This is a genomic window from Streptomyces sp. yr375 (genome assembly GCF_900110755.1).
Taxonomy (GTDB): Bacteria; Actinomycetota; Actinomycetes; order Streptomycetales; family Streptomycetaceae; genus Streptomyces.
The window spans coordinates 75,762-93,827 of the sequence record NZ_FOFF01000006.1; the positions used below are offsets into that span (position 1 = coordinate 75,762).

16 protein-coding genes are annotated in these 18,066 nt (G+C 70.9%); 10 read left to right on the plus strand and 6 right to left on the minus strand.

Features of this window, described 5'->3' with window-relative positions:
• Positions 1-23: 23 nt before the first annotated feature.
• The 7 genes from pgk (at position 24) to BMZ82_RS08995 (ending at position 7,090) form a co-directional block, all read left to right on the plus strand.
• A complete protein-coding gene (gene pgk, locus BMZ82_RS08965) occupies positions 24-1,256 on the plus strand; it encodes a phosphoglycerate kinase (protein WP_093773544.1) in 1,233 nt (410 codons plus the stop codon).
• Between the two features lie 6 nt (positions 1,257-1,262).
• Positions 1,263-2,039: a triose-phosphate isomerase gene (tpiA, locus tag BMZ82_RS08970; RefSeq protein WP_093773546.1), complete on the plus strand. Its 777-nt coding sequence runs from the start codon at positions 1,263-1,265 to the stop codon at positions 2,037-2,039.
• Positions 2,040-2,182: 143 nt separating this feature from the next.
• Positions 2,183-2,419 carry a preprotein translocase subunit SecG gene (gene secG / locus BMZ82_RS08975; RefSeq protein WP_093773548.1) on the plus strand — a complete coding sequence of 79 codons (237 nt, stop codon included), beginning with the start codon at positions 2,183-2,185 and terminating at the stop codon, positions 2,417-2,419.
• 208 nt (positions 2,420-2,627) lie between these two features.
• Positions 2,628-2,963 (plus strand): RNA polymerase-binding protein RbpA, encoded by a 336-nt coding sequence (locus tag BMZ82_RS08980; RefSeq protein ID WP_082412914.1) that lies wholly within the window; start codon positions 2,628-2,630, stop codon positions 2,961-2,963.
• A gap of 156 nt (positions 2,964-3,119) precedes the next feature.
• Positions 3,120-4,388 carry an MFS transporter gene (locus BMZ82_RS08985; protein ID WP_093773550.1) on the plus strand — a complete coding sequence of 423 codons (1,269 nt, stop codon included), beginning with the start codon at positions 3,120-3,122 and terminating at the stop codon, positions 4,386-4,388.
• Positions 4,389-4,461: 73 nt separating this feature from the next.
• Complete coding sequence (gene pgi, locus BMZ82_RS08990; RefSeq protein WP_093773552.1) at positions 4,462-6,114, plus strand: glucose-6-phosphate isomerase; 1,653 nt, start codon at positions 4,462-4,464, stop codon at positions 6,112-6,114.
• Positions 6,115-6,235: 121 nt separating this feature from the next.
• A complete protein-coding gene (locus BMZ82_RS08995; protein WP_093773554.1) occupies positions 6,236-7,090 on the plus strand; it encodes a hypothetical protein in 855 nt (284 codons plus the stop codon).
• Positions 7,091-7,133: 43 nt separating this feature from the next.
• Here BMZ82_RS08995 and pgl read toward each other — a convergent pair whose 3' ends face one another.
• From pgl to tkt, 5 genes are read right to left on the minus strand one after another with little or no spacing between them, the layout of a single operon-like run.
• Entirely contained in the window at positions 7,134-7,916 is a 783-nt protein-coding gene (gene pgl, locus BMZ82_RS09000) for a 6-phosphogluconolactonase (RefSeq protein ID WP_093773556.1), read from the minus strand.
• Entirely contained in the window at positions 7,913-9,175 is a 1,263-nt protein-coding gene (gene opcA, locus BMZ82_RS09005) for a glucose-6-phosphate dehydrogenase assembly protein OpcA (RefSeq protein ID WP_093773558.1), read from the minus strand. Before opcA ends, pgl begins: the two co-directional genes overlap by 4 nt.
• Positions 9,172-10,710, minus strand: a complete 1,539-nt coding sequence (gene zwf / locus BMZ82_RS09010) for a glucose-6-phosphate dehydrogenase (RefSeq protein ID WP_093773560.1) — start codon at positions 10,708-10,710, stop codon at positions 9,172-9,174. Before zwf ends, opcA begins: the two co-directional genes overlap by 4 nt.
• A gap of 4 nt (positions 10,711-10,714) precedes the next feature.
• A complete protein-coding gene (gene tal, locus BMZ82_RS09015; protein ID WP_093773562.1) occupies positions 10,715-11,833 on the minus strand; it encodes a transaldolase in 1,119 nt (372 codons plus the stop codon).
• Between the two features lie 33 nt (positions 11,834-11,866).
• The gene (gene tkt, locus BMZ82_RS09020; RefSeq protein ID WP_093773564.1) at positions 11,867-13,954 is read right to left on the minus strand and encodes a transketolase; all 2,088 of its coding nucleotides are present in this window, start codon (positions 13,952-13,954) and stop codon (positions 11,867-11,869) included.
• A 391-nt stretch (positions 13,955-14,345) separates the two neighbouring features.
• Between tkt and BMZ82_RS09030 the strand changes: the two genes are divergently transcribed.
• The 3 genes from BMZ82_RS09030 to BMZ82_RS09040 all read left to right on the plus strand — a co-directional run bounded on the left by BMZ82_RS09030 (position 14,346) and on the right by BMZ82_RS09040 (position 16,937).
• Positions 14,346-15,263: a heme o synthase gene (locus tag BMZ82_RS09030; RefSeq protein WP_177244434.1), complete on the plus strand. Its 918-nt coding sequence runs from the start codon at positions 14,346-14,348 to the stop codon at positions 15,261-15,263.
• A gap of 93 nt (positions 15,264-15,356) precedes the next feature.
• Complete coding sequence (locus tag BMZ82_RS09035) at positions 15,357-15,713, plus strand: hypothetical protein (protein ID WP_093773566.1); 357 nt, start codon at positions 15,357-15,359, stop codon at positions 15,711-15,713.
• Between the two features lie 117 nt (positions 15,714-15,830).
• Positions 15,831-16,937, plus strand: coding sequence for an amidohydrolase family protein (locus BMZ82_RS09040; RefSeq protein ID WP_093773568.1), 1,107 nt, complete (start codon positions 15,831-15,833; stop codon positions 16,935-16,937).
• A 49-nt stretch (positions 16,938-16,986) separates the two neighbouring features.
• Here the strand turns inward: BMZ82_RS09040 and BMZ82_RS09045 are convergent, their stop codons facing one another.
• A complete protein-coding gene (locus tag BMZ82_RS09045) occupies positions 16,987-17,997 on the minus strand; it encodes a COX15/CtaA family protein (protein ID WP_093773570.1) in 1,011 nt (336 codons plus the stop codon).
• Positions 17,998-18,066: the final 69 nt, after the last annotated feature.

Below are 18,066 nucleotides of genomic sequence, written 5' to 3' on the forward strand. Positions count from 1 at the left end.
AGCCCTCCTCAGGAGTCCCCGTAATGAAGACGATCGACGAACTTCTCGCCGAAGGCGTCGCAGGCAAGCGGGTGTTCGTCCGCGCCGACCTCAACGTGCCGCTGGAAACCGGCGGCGACCCCGCCGGCACCGTGGCCATCGCCGACGACGGCCGGATCCGCGCCGTGCTGCCCACCGTCAAGGCCCTCGCGGACGCGGGCGCCAAGGTGGTCGTCGCCTCGCACCTGGGCCGGCCCAAGGGCGCGCCGGACCCGGCGTTCTCCCTGGCCCCCGCCGCCGCCCGGCTCGCCGAACTCCTCGGCTCCGCCGTGGCGTTCGCGACCGACACGGTCGGCGAGTCCGCCCGCTCCACGGTCGCCGCGCTGGCCGACGGCCAGGTCGCCGTCATCGAGAACCTGCGCTTCAACCCGGGCGAGACCGCCAAGTACGACACCGAGCGCGGCGAGTTCGCCGACCGCCTCGCCGCCCTGGCGGACGTCTACGTCGGCGACGGCTTCGGCGCGGTGCACCGTAAGCACGCCTCCGTCTACGACCTTCCGGCGCGCCTGCCGCACGCCGCCGGCTTCCTGATCGCCACCGAGGTCGGCGTCCTGAAGAAGCTCACCGAGGACGTCAAGCGGCCGTACGTCGTCGCGCTCGGCGGCGCCAAGGTCTCCGACAAGCTGGCCGTCATCGACCAGCTCCTCGGCAAGGCCGACCGCATCCTCATCGGCGGCGGCATGGCCTACACCTTCCTCAAGGCCAAGGGCCACGAGGTCGGCATCTCCCTCCTCCAGGAGGACCAGGTGCCGGTCGTGAAGGAGTACATGGACCGCGCGGAGAAGACCGGCGTCGAGCTGGTCCTGCCCGTCGACGTCCTCGTGTCGCCCTCGTTCCCGGACCTGAAGGCCAAGGCCCCGACGAACCCCACCACTGTCGCCGCGGACGCGATCCCCGCCGACCAGGAGGGTCTGGACATCGGTCCCGCGACCCGCAAGCTGTACGCCTCGAAGCTCGCCGACGCCGCCACCGTCTTCTGGAACGGCCCCATGGGCGTCTTCGAGCACCCCGACTACGCCGAGGGCACCAAAGAGGTCGCCCAGGCCCTCGTCGACTCCCCGGCCTTCACGGTCGTCGGCGGTGGCGACTCCGCCGCGGCCGTCCGCCTGCTGGGCTTCGACGAGAACGCATTCGGCCACATCTCGACCGGCGGCGGCGCCTCCCTCGAATACCTCGAGGGCAAGACGCTCCCCGGCCTCGCCGCACTGGAGGACTGACCCCGTATGACCACTCGCACGCCGCTGATGGCGGGCAACTGGAAGATGAACCTCAACCACCTCGAGGCCATCGCCCACGTCCAGAAGCTCGCCTTCGCCCTGGCCGACAAGGACTACGAGGCCGTCGAGGTCGCCGTCCTGCCGCCCTTCACCGACCTGCGCTCCGTGCAGACCCTGGTGGACGGCGACAAGCTCAAGATCAAGTACGGCGCCCAGGACATCTCGGCGCACGACTCCGGCGCCTACACCGGCGAGATCTCCGGGCCCATGCTCGCCAAGCTGAAGTGCACGTTCGTGGCGATCGGCCACTCCGAGCGCCGCCAGTACCACAACGAGACCGACGACCTCGTGAACGCCAAGGTCAAGGCCGCCTACAAGCACGGCCTGACCCCGATCCTGTGCGTCGGCGAGGAGCTGGAGGTCCGCGAGGCGGGCAACCACGTCGCCCACACCCTCGCCCAGGTCGAGGGCGGTCTGAAGGACCTCCCGGCCGAGCAGGCCGAGTCCGTCGTGATCGCCTACGAGCCCGTGTGGGCCATCGGCACCGGCAAGGTCTGCGGCGCCGAGGACGCGCAGGAGGTCTGCGCCGCCATCCGCGCCAAGCTCGCCGAGCTCTACACCCAGGAGCTGGCCGACAAGGTCCGCATCCAGTACGGCGGCTCCGTGAAGTCCGGCAACGTCGCCGAGATCATGGCGCAGGCCGACATCGACGGCGCGCTGATCGGCGGGGCCTCGCTCGACACCGACGAATTCGTCAAGATCGTGCGCTTCCGCGACCAGTGATCCGCCGGTGATCCCACACTGATCCGAGCTGCGAGTATGCGGTAGCGGCGATCCGTCGTACTCTTGCGGGGGCATGGCGGGTGACGCTATGCCCCCGTTGATCATCCGAGTCGTCATCCGAATCCGAGGAAGTTGGTCCAGCCGTGGTTTTGGGGTTCTCGATCGCCCTGATCGTCTTCAGCCTGCTGCTGATGCTGCTGGTGCTGATGCACAAGGGAAAGGGCGGCGGCCTCTCCGACATGTTCGGTGGCGGCATGCAGTCCTCCGTCGGCGGTTCCTCGGTCGCCGAGCGCAACCTCGACCGCATCACCGTGGTCATCGGTGTGCTGTGGTTCGCCACCATCATCGTCCTCGGCATCGTGATGAAGTCGAACACCTGAGCAGACCCGCCAGGCACACATTCCGGTACGTAACGCCCCATGTTCGGTACGCGCGGTTGAGCGCGGCCTATCATGGGGCTTGCGTCTTTGTGTGGGAGCTGTAACTCCAATCACTGGACGCGTGTTGTGCCTTACGTAGACTGAGGCGCTCGCAGTGAAGCGAAACGCCGACTCGCTTTGCGGCACCATCACGCAGGGAGTTACGACCGTGGCAAGTGGCAACGCGATCCGAGGAAGCCGGGTCGGGGCGGGGCCGATGGGCGAGGCCGAGCGGGGCGAGTCCGCGCCGCGTCTGCGCATCTCCTTCTGGTGCTCCAACGGACACGAGACGGTGCCCAGCTTCGCCAGCGACGCGCAGGTTCCCGAGACCTGGGACTGCCCGCGCTGCGGCTTCCCCGCCGGACAGGACCGGGACAACCCCCCGGCCCCGCCGCGCACCGAGCCCTACAAGACGCACCTCGCCTACGTGCGGGAGCGGCGCAGCGACGCGGACGGCGAGGCGATCCTCGCCGAGGCGCTCGCCAAACTGCGGGGCGAGATCTAGAAGTTGAGACCGGCCAGGTGCCTCGAGGCACCTGGCCGGAGTCGTTTCGCGGCGGGGCCGCCGGCCGTGGGCGGGGCGATTGTCAGTGGTGCCCTTTACGGTTTTCGTAGTGGTTCTCGCGTGAGCGGTGAACCGGCGAAACCGTGAGGGGGAGTCATGGCGGCGGTCGGTACGGGGGGCGTCGGGCCCGCGTGGCGTGGCGGGTTCGGGCGGCTGTGGAGCGCCGCCGTGATCTCCCGGTTCGGGGACGCGCTGCGCACGACCGCGTTACCCCTGCTCGCCGTCCAGCTCACCGACGAGCCGCTGGTCATCGCCTCCGTGACCGCCTGCGGCTACCTCCCGTGGCTGCTGTTCGGGCTGCTCGGCGGGGCCGTCGCCGACCGGGTGGACCAGCGGCGCGCGATGTGGGCCGTGGACACCGTGCGCGGACTGCTCGTCGCCGCCTTCGCCCTCGCCGTGGGCCTCGGCCACGCCTCCGTCCCCCTGCTGCTCGCCCTCGCCTTCCTGCTGACCACCCTTCAGACGCTCTTCGACAACGCCGCCACGGCCCTGCTGCCCTCCCTGGTGGCCGCCGAGGCCCTCGGCGGGGCCAACGCCCGCCTGATGACCGGGCAACAGCTCGCCGGTGGACTGCTCGCCGGCCCTTTCGTGCCGCTGCTGCTCGGCGTCGGAGTCTTCCTGCCGTTCGCCGCCGACGCGGGCACCTATCTGCTGGCCGCCGCCCTGGTGGCGTCCCTGCGGATACGGCCGCCCGAGCGGCCCCCGCGCCCCGCCGGCGACACCCTGCGCGCCGAGATCGGCGCGGGCCTGCGCCACCTGTGGCGCGACCGCGTCCTGCGCCCGATCTGCCTGGCCACCCTGCTGTGCAACATCGGCATGGGCGCCCTGATCGCCACCCTGGTGCTGCATGTCACGCGCCGGCTGCACGCGGGCACCACCGGGTTCGCCGCCGCGATGACGGTGTACGCGCTCGGCAGCCTCGCCGGCGGCTTCCTCGCCCGGCGCATCGCGCGCCACACCGGCGGCCGGGCCCGCGCCCTGCTGCTCTGCGGGGTCGTCCAGACGGTGTCGCTGCTGCTCATGGGCACCGTCCGGCACCTCGGCGCGCTGCTCGCGGGCATGCTGCTGCTCGGCCTGATGAACATGGTGTGGAACGTCAACCAGGTGACGCTGATGCAGCAGCGCAGTCCGGCGGCCATGGTGGGCCGCATCGCCGCCGCCTTCCGGACGGCCTCCACCTCCGGCGCCCCCGTGGGCGCTCTGCTCGGCGGGGCGGCGGCCCGCGCCTTCGGCCTCGGCGCGCCCGCCCTGCTCGCGGCCCTGCTCTTCGCACTCGCCGTCGCCGCGTTGATACCGGCGGCCACGGCGGACGTACCTGTGGGTGCCCCGCGGGGCGAGGCCACGACGGCTGACGTCACCTCCTGATCAACTAGGTTGGGAGCGGCGGGGCAAGACGCGCTGAACAGCATGGACAGGCGAGGAAGGGCTGAAGTCCGACATGAACGCAGACGGCCGTACGAGGCTTGACCAGACGCCCGAGTGGGCCGCTCTGGCCCGACACCGCGAAGAGGCCGGCGAGGTGCGGCTGCGGGAGCTGTTCGCCGCCGAGCCCGGGCGCGGCACCGGATACACGGTGCGGGTCGGGGACCTGCACATCGACTACTCCAAGCACCTCGTCACCGACGAGACGCTGCGGCTGCTGCGCGAGCTGGCCGTCGCCACCGACGTCTTCGGCCTGCGGGACGCCATGTTCCGCGGCGAGAAGATCAACACCACCGAGGACCGCGCCGTCCTGCACACCGCGCTGCGCGCCCCGCGCGACGCGGTGATCGAGGTCGACGGGGAGAACGTCGTCCCGGCGGTGCACGCCGTCCTCGACAAGATGGCCGACTTCGCGGGCCGCGTCCGCTCCGGCGCCTGGACCGGCCACACCGGCCGGCGCATCAGGAACGTGGTCAACATCGGCATCGGCGGCTCCGACCTGGGTCCGGCGATGGCCTACGAGGTGCTGCGCGGCTTCACCGACCGCGACCTCACGGTCCGCTTCGTGTCGAACGTGGACGGCGCCGACCTGCACGAGGCGGTCCGCGACCTGGACCCGGCCGCGACGCTGTTCATCATCGCGTCCAAGACGTTCACCACCATCGAGACGATCACCAACGCCACGTCGGCCCGGTCCTGGCTGCTCAGGGGCCTGGACGGGGACGAGAAGGCGGTCGCGAAGCACTTCGTGGCGCTGTCGACCAACGCGGAGAAGGTCGCCGGGTTCGGTATCGACACGGCGAACATGTTCGAGTTCTGGGACTGGGTCGGCGGCCGTTACTCCTTCGACTCGGCGATCGGCCTGTCGCTGATGATCGCCATCGGCCCGGACGGCTTCCGCGAGCTGCTCGACGGGTTCCACCTTGTCGACGAGCACTTCCGCACCGCGCCCGCCGAGTCCAACGTGCCGCTGCTGCTGGGCCTGTTGGGCGTCTGGTACGGCAACTTCCACGACGCCCAGTCGCACGCCGTGCTGCCCTACAGCCACTACCTCTCCAAGTTCGCCGCCTACCTCCAGCAGTTGGACATGGAGTCCAACGGCAAGTACGTCGGCCGGGACGGCAAGGAGGTCGACTGGCAGACCGGGCCGATCGTCTGGGGCACGCCGGGCACCAACGGGCAGCACGCCTACTACCAGTTGATCCACCAGGGCACGAAGCTCATCCCGGCCGACTTCATCGGCTTCGCCGAGCCGGTCGCCGAGCTGAGCGACGAACTCAAGGCGCAGCACGACCTGTTGATGGCCAACTTCTTCGCCCAGACGCAGGCGCTGGCCTTCGGCAAGACGCCCGACGAGGTGCGCGCGGAGGGCGTGCCGGAGGAGCTGGTGGCGCACAAGACGTTCAAGGGCGACCACCCGACGACCACGATCCTGGCCCGCGAGCTGACCCCGTCGGTCCTCGGCCAGCTCATCGCGCTCTACGAGCACAAGGTGTTCGTGCAGGGCGCGGTGTGGAACATCGACTCCTTCGACCAGTGGGGCGTGGAGCTCGGCAAGGTCCTCGCCAAGCGCGTCGAACCCGCCCTGACCGAGGGCGCGCAGGTGCCGGGCCTGGACGCCTCCACCACGGCCCTGGTCGCCAAGTACCGGGAGCTGCGCGGCCGTTAGGCGATGCGGTGAAGGAGAGGGAAGCGGGCGGCGGGAGTCCGTCCGCTTCCCGTAAAATCCGCGAGGATCACGCGGCGACGACTCGGGGGAGTAGCAGGTGGCAGGCACGCGCGGTAACTGGATGAGCGACAGGCTGTCGATGCGGTCGATCCTTCAGCCGAAACAGGTGGCGCAGGCGTTGTACCACCCGGCGTGGATCCCGCCGTCGGTCGATCCGTCCGTGGACCGGCTCAAGAAGGCACGCATCATCGCCGGAGCCGTCGCCGCGTTCGGCGTGTACACCTTCGTACAGCGCAAGTTCGCCTTCGAGGAAGTGCTGGAGAACATGCTGACGGCGTCCGTCGTCGTGCTCTTCATCACGCCGCTCACGGTCGGCGTCATGCTCTTCGTGTGGCGGCGCACCGGGACCGTCCGCCAGATGCGGGGGCCGCTGTTCAACTCGCTCAAGCTGCTGCTGTTCTTCATCGGCTCGGTCGTCGGGCTGGTGTTCCTGTGGAAAAAGACCATGACGCTCGGCGGCTTCTGGCTGGTGCCGCTCGGCTTCGCGGCGCTCTGGCTGACCGGCATGGTGATCTACGGAGCGGTGCAGGTCTCCGGCAACTTCTTCGGCACCGCCGCCGTCCACCGCTCCCTGCCGCCGCTGCTCGCGACGGTGACGACCTGGCTGATGGCCGTCCCCGACCTGGTCACCGGCGACCTGCACGGGCTGAGCCTCACCATGGGCATCGTCTTCATCCTGGGCGCACCGGTCACGGTCACCGGGATCGCCCTGCTGGAGATGCGCCGCCTCAAGCGGCGGTACGGCATCCGGCTCGCGGCCCACCCGGTCACCCTGCCCCCGACGCACGCGGCACCCCCGCCCCCGATCCCGCCGCAGGGCGCCCCGTACGGCAACCCGTACGGGGCGCCGCCGCAGCACCCGTACGGCGGCGGCCCCTACCAGCCCTACAACGGACGGAACCCGTACGGCGGTTGACCGTACGGGTTCCGGGGTGGCGCAGACGCGTCAGAAAGACGCGTCAGGGGGACGCGGGAGGGTACAGCGACCGCGGCAGCCGGGCGGCCGCCGCCGCGTCCAGCAGCCACAGGGTTCGGGCGCGGCCCTGCGCGCCCGCCGCCGGGGCCTGGATCTCGCCCGCGCCGGACAGGGCGATCGCCGCGGCCTGTGCCTTGTCCTCGCCGGCCGCGAGCAGCCACACCTCACGGGCCGCCCGGATCGCCGGGAGGGTGAGGGTGACCCGGGTCGGCGGCGGCTTGGGCGCGCCGCGGACGCCGACCACCGTGCGCTCGGTCTCCCGCACGGCCGGCAGCTCGGGGAAGAGCGAGGCCACGTGGGTGTCCGGGCCGACGCCCAGCATCAGGACGTCGAAGGTGGGCACCGCGCCGTGGTTCTCGGGGCCGGCCGCGCGGGCCAGCTCCTCGGCGTAGGCCGCCGCGGCGGCCTCCACGTCGGTGCCGTACGGACCGTCCGACGCGGGCATGGCGTGCACGCGCTTCGGGTCCACCGGGACAGAATCCAGCAGGGCCTCGCGGGCCTGCGTGACGTTGCGCTCCGGGTCGTCCTCGGGCAGGAAGCGCTCGTCGCCCCACCACAGGTCGAGCCGGCCCCAGTCGACGGCGTCCCGGGCGGGCGCCGCCGCCAGCGCGGCCAGCAGGCCGTTGCCGTTGCGGCCGCCGGTGAGGACCACGGACGCCTGGCCCCGGGAGGCCTGCGCGTCCACGATCTTCGTGATGAGGCGGGCCGCGGCGGCCTGCGCCATCAGCTCCTTGTCGCGGTGCACGACCAGTTGAGGGGTGCTCACTGCGGATCCGCTTTCTTCACCGGCGGCATCTGCGCCGGAGTCGGCCGGTCGGCGTCCCCGTCGCCCGAGGCCGGGCTGAGGGCCAGGCGAGTCGGCGCGGCCGGTGCGGTCGGCGGGACCGGAGAGGCAGGTGCGGTCGGCGTGACCGGTGCGGTCGGCGGGACCGGAGAGGCAGGTGCGGTCGGCGTGACCGGTGCGGCCGGCGTGACCGGAGCGGCCGGTGTGGTCGGTCGGCTCGCGGTGGACGGGTCCGGTACCGCGCGGACCGGGAGGGACGGCGCGGGCTGCGCGGCGGCCTCGGCGCGCACCGCCACCCGCTCCGCGGCCGACAGGATCCCGCCGAGCCGGTCCACGCCGAACCGCAGCGCGGACGCGTACGTGTCGTCGGGGTCGAGCCTGCGCAGCTCCTCCGCGAGCAGCTCGGACGTCTCGCGGCGCTTGAGCGCCACCGTGCGGTCCGGCTGGCCGGGCAGCGCCAGCGTGGCCATCGCGCCGTCCGAACGGTGCAGCGTGATGGGGCCGCCGGTCGTCTCCAGGCGTACCTGGGTCAGACCGGGACCGGCCGAGACCGCGCGCCGGACGTGCACATGGAGCCGGTCGGCGAGCCACATCGCGAGCAGTTCCACGCTCGGGTTGGACTCCTCGCCCGCCACCTCGGCGGACACGATCTCGCTGCTGACCTGGTCCAGGGCGGCGGCCAGCATCGAACGCCACGGGGTGATCCGGGCCCACGCCAGGTCGGTGTCGCCCGGCTCGTAGCTCTCGGCGCGGGAGCGGAGTTCGTCGACGGGCTTCTCCGCCGCGTAGCTGTCGGTGACGCGGCGCTGGCCCAGGGCGCCCAGCGGGTCGCCCGCCGGGTCGCGCGGGGCGTCCACCGACCACCAGACCACCACCGGCGCGTCCGGCAGCAGCAGCGGCAGCACCACGGACTGGGCGTGGTCGGAGACCTCGCCGTACAGCCGGAGGATGACCGTCTCGCCGCTGCCCGCGTCCGCGCCGAGGCGGACCTCGGCGTCGAGGCGGGACTGGGTGCGGCCCCGGGAGGAACGGGAGACCCGCTTGATGACGACGAGTTTGCGCGAGGGGTGCTCGTGCGACGCGTCGTTCGCGGCCTTCAGGGCGTCGTAGGCGTTCTCCTCGTCCGTCACGACGACGAGGGTGAGCACCATGCCGACGGCCGGCGTGCCTATCGCGCGGCGGCCGAGCACCAACGCCTTGTTGATCTTGCTGGCGGTGGTGTCCGTCAGGTCTGTCTTCATGGCCGGCGCCAGCTCCGTCCGTCTCGCTCGAGCATCTCGTCGGCCTCGACGGGCCCCCAGGTGCCCGACGGGTACTGCGCGGGCTTGCCGTTCTTGTCCCAGTACTGCTCGATCGGGTCGAGGATCTTCCAGGACAGCTCCACCTCTTCCGTGCGGGGGAAGAGGTTCGAGTCGCCCAGCAGCACGTCGAGGATGAGGCGTTCGTACGCCTCGGGGCTGGACTCGGTGAAGGACTCGCCGTAGGCGAAGTCCATGGACACGTCCCGGATCTCCATGGAGGTGCCGGGCACCTTGGAGCCGAAGCGGACCGTGATGCCCTCGTCGGGCTGGACGCGGATGACGATCGCGTTCGCGCCCAGCTCCTCGGTGGCCGTGGAGTCGAAGGGGGAGTGCGGGGCGCGCTGGAAGACGACCGCGATCTCCGTCACCCGGCGGCCCAGCCGCTTGCCGGTGCGCAGGTAGAAGGGGACGCCCGCCCAACGGCGGTTGTCCACGCCCAGCTTGATGGCCGCGTAGGTGTCGGTCTTCGACTTGGCGTCGATGCCGTCTTCCTCGAGGTAGCCGACGGCCTTCGCGCCGCCCTGCCAGCCGGCCGCGTACTGCCCGCGCACGGTGTCGCGGCCCAGGTCCTTCGGCAGCCGTACCGCGCCGAGCACCTTGGTCTTCTCGGCGGCCAGCGCGTCCGCGTCGAAGGAGGCGGGCTCCTCCATCGCGGTCAGCGCCATGAGCTGGAGCAGGTGGTTCTGGATGACGTCACGGGCGGCGCCGATGCCGTCGTAGTAGCCGGCCCGGCCGCCGATGCCGATGTCCTCGGCCATCGTGATCTGTACGTGGTCCACGAAGGACCGGTTCCAGATCGGCTCGAACATCGTGTTGGCGAAGCGCAGCGCCAGGATGTTCTGGACCGTCTCCTTGCCCAGGTAGTGGTCGATGCGGAAGACCTGGTCCGAGCCGAAGACCTCGTGGACGACCCGGTTCAGCTCCTCGGCCGAGGTCAGGTCGTGGCCGAACGGCTTCTCGATGACCGCGCGCCGCCAGGAGCCGTTCTTCTGGTCGGCCAGCCCGTGCTTCTTCAACTGCTGGATGACGACCGGGAAAGCGCCCGGCGGCACGGAGAGGTAGAAGGCGAAGTTGCCGCCCGTCCCCTGCGCCTTGTCGAGCTCCTCGATCGTGCCGCGCAGCCGCTCGAACGCGTCGTCGTCGTCGAAGGTGCCCTGTACGAAGCGCATGCCCTGGACGAGCTGCTGCCAGACCTCCTCGCGGAAGGGCGTACGGGCGTGCTCCTTGACGGCGTCGTGGACCTCCTGTGCGAAGTCCTCGTGCTCCCACTCCCGGCGGGCGAAGCCGACCAGGGAGAAGCCCGGCGGCAGCAGCCCCCGGTTGGCGAGGTCGTACACGGCGGGCATCAGCTTCTTGCGGGACAGATCGCCCGTGACGCCGAAGATGACCAGACCCGACGGCCCCGCGATACGCGGGAGCCGTCGGTCGGCGGGGTCACGGAGCGGATTCGCTCCGGCACCGGTGAAAGGCGACAAGTGATCAGCCCTCCGAGGGGGCGAGGCGCTCCAGCTCTGCCTCGGTCGACTTGAGCAGGTCGTTCCAGGACGCCTCGAACTTCTCGACGCCCTCGTCCTCCAGCAGCTGCACCACGTCGTCGTAGGAGATCCCGAGCTTCTCGACGGCGTCGAGCTCGGCGCGGGCCTGCTCGTAGGTGCCGGCGATCGTGTTCCCGGTGATCCCGCCGTGGTCCTCGGTGGCGAAGAGGGTCGCCTCCGGCATGGTGTTGACCGTGTTCGGCGCCACCAGGTCGTCCACGTACAGGGTGTCCTTGTACGCGGGGTCCTTCACACCGGTGGAGGCCCACAGCGCGCGCTGCTTGTTCGCGCCCGCGCTCTCCAGCGCGGCCCAGCGGGCGCTCGCGAAGACCTCCTCGTACGCCTGGTAGGCGAGGCGGGCGTTGGCGACGCCGGCCTTGCCCTTGGCGGCCTTGGCCTCGGGGGTGCCGAGCGCGTCGAGCCGCTTGTCGATCTCGGTGTCCACGCGGGACACGAAGAAGGACGCCACGGAGTGGATCAGCGCCAGGTCAAGGCCCTTGGCCTGCGCCTTCTCCAGGCCCGCCAGGTAGGCGTCCATGACCTCGCGGTAGCGCTCCAGCGAGAAGATCAGCGTGACGTTGACGCTGATGCCGTTGCCGATGACCTCGGTGATGGCCGGCAGGCCCGCCTTCGTCGCCGGGATCTTGATCAGCGTGTTGGGGCGGTCGACCAGCCAGGCGAGCTGCTTGGCCTCGGCGACGGTCGGCGTGGTGTGGTGCGCCAGGCGCGGGTCGACCTCGATGGACACCCGGCCGTCCTGGCCGCCGGTGGCGTCGAAGACCGGGCGCAGGATGTCGGCGGCGTCGCGGACGTCCGCCGTCGTGATCATGCGGATGGCCTCTTCGACGGTGACCTTGCGGGCGGCGAGGTCGGTGAGCTGCTGCTCGTAACCGTCGCCGGACGAGATCGCCTTCTGGAAGATGGACGGGTTGGTGGTGACGCCCACGACGTGCTGCTGGTCGATCAGTTCGGCGAGGTTGCCGGACGTGATCCGCTTGCGCGACAGGTCGTCCAGCCAGATCGCCACGCCTTCTTCGGAGAGGCGCTTGAGTGCGTCTGTCATGGAATTACATCTCCTACGTGTCGTATGTGAGCGTCAGCGCTGGGCGGCGGTGAGCGATTCCCGGGCCTGGGCGGCCACGTTCTCGGCAGTGAAGCCGTACTCCTGGAAGAGGACCTTGCCGTCGGCCGAAGCACCGAAGTGCTCCAGGGAAACGATGCGGCCGGCGTCCCCGACGTACTTGTGCCAGGTCAGACCGATCCCCGCCTCGACGGAGACCCGGGCCTTGACCGACGGGGGCAGGACGCTGTCCCGGTACCCCTGGTCCTGCTCCTCGAACCACTCCACGCACGGCATGGACACGACCCGCGTCGGCACCCCGTCGGCTTCGAGCCGCTCGCGCGCGTCGACGGCGACGTGCACCTCGGAACCGGTCGCGAGGAGGATCACCTCGGGCGTCCCCGTCGAGGCCTCGGACAGGATGTAACCGCCCTTGGCCGCGTCCTCGTTGGTCTCGTACGTCGGCACGCCCTGGCGGGTGAGGACCAGACCGTGCGGGGCGCCCTTGCCGAAGACCTTCGTCCAGCGCTTGAGGATCTCGCGCCAGGCGATCGTGGTCTCGTTGGCGTCGGCCGGGCGCACGACGTTCAGGCCCGGGATCGCGCGCAGCGACGCGAGGTGCTCGACCGGCTGGTGCGTCGGGCCGTCCTCGCCGAGGCCGATGGAGTCGTGCGTCCACACGTACGTCACCGGCACGTGCATCAGCGCGGACAGGCGCACGGCGTTGCGCATGTAGTCGGAGAACACGAGGAACGTGCCGCCGTAGATACGGGTGTTGCCGTGCAGCGCGATGCCGTTCATCTCCGCGGCCATCGAGTGCTCGCGGATGCCGAAGTGGACCGTGCGGCCGTAGGGGTTGGCCTCCGGCAGCGGGTTGTCCGCCGGGAGGAACGACGACGTCTTGTCGATCGTCGTGTTGTTGGAGCCCGCGAGGTCGGCGGAGCCGCCCCACAGCTCGGGGATGACCGCGCCGAGCGCCTGGAGCACCTTGCCGGACGCGGCGCGCGTGGCGACGCCCTTGCCGGGCTCGAAGACCGGGAGCTTCTCCTCCCAGCCGGCCGGCAGCTCGCCCGCGGCGACGCGGTCGAACTCGGCGGCGCGCTCGGCGTTGTCGTCGCGCCAGAGCTGGAAGGACTTCTCCCACTCCGCCTTCGCCTGCGCGCCCCGCTCCAGGGCCTGCCGGGTGTGGCCGATGACCTCGTCGGCGACCTCGAAGCTCTGCTCCGGGTCGAAGCCGAGGACCCGCTTGGTGGCCGCGACCTCGTCGTCGCCGAGCGCCGAGCCGTGCGCGGCCTCGGTGTTCTGCGCGTTCGGCGCGGGCCAGGCGATGATCGAGCGCATCGCGATGAAGGACGGCTTGTCCGTCACCCGCTTCGCGGCCTCGATCGCGTTGTAGAGGGCGTGCGGGTCGAGGTCGCCGTCCGGCTTCGGGGCGACGCGCTGCACATGCCAGCCGTACGCCTCGTACCGCAGAGCGGTGTCCTCGGAGACGGCTGTCTCGGTGTCGCCCTCGATCGAGATGTGGTTGTCGTCCCACAGCAGGACCAGGTTGCCGAGCTTCTGGTGGCCGGCGAGCGAGGACGCCTCGGCGGAGATGCCCTCCTGGAGGCAGCCGTCACCGGCGATCGCGTAGACGAAGTGGTCGAACGGCGACTCGCCGACCGGGGTCTCGGGGTCGAACAGACCGCGCTCGTAGCGGGCGGCCATCGCCATGCCCACGGCGTTGGCGACACCCTGGCCCAGCGGGCCGGTCGTCGTCTCGACGCCCGTGGTGTGGCCGTACTCCGGGTGACCCGGCGTCTTCGAACCCCAGGTGCGGAACGCCTTGAGGTCGTCCAGCTCCAGGCCGAAGCCGGCCAGGTAGAGCTGGGTGTAGAGGGTCAGGGACGAGTGGCCGGCGGACAGCACGAAGCGGTCGCGGCCCACCCAGTCGGCGTCCGCCGGGTCGTGCCGCATCACCTTCTGGAAGAGGGTGTACGCGGCAGGCGCCAGGCTCATCGCCGTACCGGGATGGCCGTTGCCGACCTTCTGTACGGCATCGGCGGCCAGGACGCGGGCGGTGTCGACGGCCCGCTGGTCCAACTCGGTCCACTCGAGGTCTGTGGTGGTCGGCTTGGTGCTCACCCTGGGTCAGGGCTCCTCTCCACATGTCACACATGTCGAATGCCGGTGCACGCGGCGCCCACCGGCTCTCGTCGAGCCTACCCCCGTGCGAACCCGTATTTTTTCGAGTCATTCCAGACTGCCGGGAGTCTTCCCGATCCGCCTGCCGACCGGTGTGTCCGCTGTTCAGCAGGTGAATACGGAGGCGCTCGTACGAGTGCTCAACAGAGTGCCGTCCCACTCTTCCGGAGGCCCCGTCCAACACGACCGCACCCCCGCGAATGTCGGGGTATGGGCAACGTCTACAGTGGCGTGGTACGCGCGAGCTCTCACTCCGTATTCACATGGGGAGGCTCGCTGGGAGTCTCTGTCAGGGGTGTGCGTGACGGCCGTTGAATCCCGTCCAATGGGGATGATCGGGACGAGCCAGAGCCCGAGCCGGCGGCCACTCGGGGCCCGGGTCAAGGCGTTCGTGGCGCTGACGAAGCCACGGATCATCGAGCTGCTGCTGATCACCACCGTCCCGGTGATGTTCCTGGCGCAGCGGGGCGTGCCGGATCTCGGCCTGGTGCTGCTGACCACCCTGGGCGGCTACCTCTCCGCGGGCGGCGCCAACGCGCTGAACATGTACATCGACCGCGACATCGACGCGCTGATGGACCGCACCTCGCAGCGCCCGCTGGTCACCGGCATGGTCAGCCCGCGCGAGTGCCTCGCCTTCGGCATCACCCTCGCGGTGGTCTCGACGCTCCTGTTCGGCCTGACCGTCAACTGGCTGTCGGCCTGGCTCGCCCTCGGCGCGCTTCTCTTCTACGTCGTCGTCTACACGATGATCCTCAAGCGCCGTACCTCGCAGAACATCGTGTGGGGCGGCATCGCCGGCTGCATGCCGGTGCTGATCGGCTGGTCGGCCGTCACGGACTCGATGTCGTGGGCGCCGGTCATCCTCTTCCTCGTCATGTTCTTCTGGACGCCGCCGCACTACTGGCCGCTGTCCATGAAGGTGAAGGACGACTACGCGCGCGTGGGCGTGCCGATGCTGCCGGTCGTCGCCTCCAACAAGGTCGTCGCCAAGCAGATCGTCCTCTACAGCTGGGTGATGGTCGGCGTCTCGCTGCTGCTGACCCCGCTGGGCTACACCGGCTGGTTCTACACCTCGGTCGCCCTGGTGGCCGGCGGCTGGTGGCTGTGGGAGGCGCACGGCCTGCACACCCGCGCCAAGGCCGAGGTGACGGGCGGCAAGCTCAAGGAGATGCGGCTGTTCCACTGGTCCATCACCTATGTGTCGCTGCTGTTCGTCGCGGTCGCGGTGGACCCCTTCCTGCGCTGAGCACTCCGTGAGGGCGGCCCGGCGGCCCGTAGTGGTCAAGGCCACGCGGCCCGCCGGTCGCCGCCGGGACTACCCGTCGGTAGCATCCTGGTCATGGCAGACAGCAAGCAGGTTGACGAGGGCACCGACGCCAAGCAGCAGGCCAAGGCCGAGCGCCGGGCGGCCCGGCTGGCCAAGCAGATCAGTGCCTTCACCAAGGCGCACGGCGGGGCCGAGAGCCAGGTCGCGTACATCGGCGAGCGCGGCGCGCGCATCGTCCTCGTCGGCGAGGACGGCGGCTGGGGCGACCTCGTGGCCCCCTCGGTCGCCCTCGCCGAACAGGCCGTCGCGAAGGCCGGGATCACCGCCCACGAGTCCTTCGACGGCGAGTTCGCGGCGAAGGTGCGGACCGGGCCGTACGAGTGGACGCGGATGGCGGGCATCCAGGTCGGCGGACCGAAGAACGGCTGACCCGCTTCCCCGATTCCCCGACTTTTCCCCCGACCGAGCGGCGTTTTCCGCAACACCTCCACCCGGCTCACCCGTTAGGACCTTTACGAGTACGAGGTCCAGTTTCGGGGAGTCCGGATGATCGAAACGCCGTCCTTGGTGGACCAGTACTGCCACGGCGTCCTGAGAACGGAGCTGGGTCTCGGCACCTTCGAGGCCCAGTTGTCGCGCTCCGAGGGCCCGCCCGCCTCGGGCACGACGTTCTTCGACACGCAGACGGGGTTCGCGGTACGCCGCTGGTGCCCGCCGCTGCTCGGCCTGGAACCGCACGCCCCGCCCGCCCGCTATCTCGCCCGGCGTCGAGAACTCGGCGTACTGGAATCGGGGCGCCGGCTGCTGCGCGGCAGCGGCATCACCACCTACCTGGTCGACACGGGCCTGCCCGGCGACCTCACCGGACCGGCCGAACTGGCCTCGGCCGGGGCCGCCGAGGCCCGCGAGATCGTGCGCCTGGAACTCCTCGCCGAACAGGTCGCCGACACCTCCGGCACCGTCGAGTCGTTCCTCGCCAACCTCGCCGAGGCGGTCCACGGGGCCGCCGCGAACGCCGTGGCCTTCACCTCCGTCGCGGGCGTCCGGCACGGCCTCGCCCTCGCGCCCGAGCCGCCCGGGCCGGGGGAGGTGCGGGGCGCGGCCGGCCGCTGGCTGGCCGCCCGCCGGGTCGGCGGCGAACTGAGCGACCCGGTGCTGCTACGGCACCTGCTGTGGATCGCCGTCGCCTCGGGACTGCCCCTGCAACTGCACGCGGGGCTCGGAGCGCCCGAGGCGCGCGTCGACCGCACCGACCCCGTGCTGCTCACCGACTTCGTCCGCGCGACGGCAGGCCTCGGCACCGACCTCGTCCTGCTGCACGCCTACCCCTACCACCGCCACGCCGCCCACCTCGCGGGCGTCTTCCCGCACGTCTACGCCGACTGCGGCGCGGCCCTCGTCCGCACCGGTGCCCGCGCCGCGACGATCCTCGCGGAGATCCTGGAACTCGCCCCCTTCGGCAAGATCCTCTTCTCCAGCGGCGCGCGGGGCCTGCCCGAACTGCACGTGGTCGGCGCCCGCCTCTTCCGCGAGGCCCTGGCCCGCGTCCTGGGCACCTGGGTCGCCCAGGACGCCTGGTCCCTGTCGGACGCCCAACGGGTGGCCGGCCTGATCGCGGCGGGAAACGCCCGCAGGGTGTACGGCCTGGGCTGAGGCAAGGGCCCGCCTGATCTCCGAACGGTGAGTGACTCGCCGGCGTGCCTCACACGGATGTGTCGGCCGTCGCCCTGGTCGCCGGGATGGGCAGGTCGAGCTTCGGGGTGGGGCGTTCGCGGAGGGACAGCAGGATGCGGAGTACCGCGATCCATACCAGGCAGGAGCCGAGCATGTGGATGCCGACCAGGGTTTCGGGGAGGTCCGTGAAGTACTGGACGTAGCCCACCGCGCCCTGGAGGAGCAGGACGGCGAACAGGTCGCGGGTGCGGTTCAGGGCGTCCTTGGGGGAGTCGACCGCCTTCAGGACGAACCACAGGGCGAAGGTCAGGGTCACGACGATCCAGGCGAGGACGGCGTGCAGCTTGCTCACCGTCTCCCAGTCCAGCGGCATCCGCTCGACCTCGCTGGAGTCGCCCGCGTGCGGACCGGACCCGGTGACCACCGTGCCGACGGCGATCAGCAGCGCCGACGCGACGACCAGGAACCACACCAGTTGCCGCACGGACGTGCCGACCAGCGGCTCGGGCGCGCCGTCGCCCTCCCGGGTGCGCTGCCACATCAGCGTGGCGACGGCGGTGAGCGCCGAGGCCAGCAGGAAGTGCGCGGCGACCGTGTACGGGTTCAGCCCGACGAGGACCACGATGCCGCCGAGGATCGCGTTGCCCATCACGAGCCAGAACTGCGCCCAGCCCAGCCGGGTCAGGCTCCGGCGGTACGGCTTCTCGGCGCGCGCGGCGACGATCGCCCAGCCGACGGCCGCGCACAGCACGTACGTCAGCATCCGGTTGCCGAACTCGATCGCGCCGTGGAAGCCCATCTCGCTGGTCGCGGTGAGCGAGTCGGCGGTGCATTTCGGCCAGGTCGGGCAGCCGAGGCCGGAACCCGTGAGCCGGACTGCGCCGCCGGTGACCACGATGACCACCGACATCACGAGCGCGGACAGGGCCGCCCGCCGCACCGTCCGGGGGGTCGGGGTCCAGCGTTCGGCGATGAAGGCGAGCGGGTTGCGCACGGCGGCTACGGCGTCGGCACGGGTCAGGTTCGGCACGCGCACCATCGTAGGCGGCCGCTTGTGCACGCTTTCACGAGGGTCCCCCGTGCTCCCTCGCGCCCACTTGTGCCCCTC

Coding starts and splice junctions, on each gene's coding strand:
- pgi (WP_093773552.1), top strand. CDS start 4,462: ATGAACGCAGACGGCCGTACGAGGCTTGACCAGACGCCCGAGTGGGCC.
- BMZ82_RS09035 (WP_093773566.1), top strand. CDS start 15,357: ATGGCAGACAGCAAGCAGGTTGACGAGGGCACCGACGCCAAGCAGCAG.
- BMZ82_RS09045 (WP_093773570.1), bottom strand. CDS start 17,997: ATGGTGCGCGTGCCGAACCTGACCCGTGCCGACGCCGTAGCCGCCGTG.
- BMZ82_RS09030 (WP_177244434.1), top strand. CDS start 14,346: ATGATCGGGACGAGCCAGAGCCCGAGCCGGCGGCCACTCGGGGCCCGG.
- pgk (WP_093773544.1), top strand. CDS start 24: ATGAAGACGATCGACGAACTTCTCGCCGAAGGCGTCGCAGGCAAGCGG.
- tpiA (WP_093773546.1), top strand. CDS start 1,263: ATGACCACTCGCACGCCGCTGATGGCGGGCAACTGGAAGATGAACCTC.
- BMZ82_RS09040 (WP_093773568.1), top strand. CDS start 15,831: ATGATCGAAACGCCGTCCTTGGTGGACCAGTACTGCCACGGCGTCCTG.
- BMZ82_RS08995 (WP_093773554.1), top strand. CDS start 6,236: ATGAGCGACAGGCTGTCGATGCGGTCGATCCTTCAGCCGAAACAGGTG.
- opcA (WP_093773558.1), bottom strand. CDS start 9,175: ATGAAGACAGACCTGACGGACACCACCGCCAGCAAGATCAACAAGGCG.
- tal (WP_093773562.1), bottom strand. CDS start 11,833: ATGACAGACGCACTCAAGCGCCTCTCCGAAGAAGGCGTGGCGATCTGG.
- BMZ82_RS08985 (WP_093773550.1), top strand. CDS start 3,120: ATGGCGGCGGTCGGTACGGGGGGCGTCGGGCCCGCGTGGCGTGGCGGG.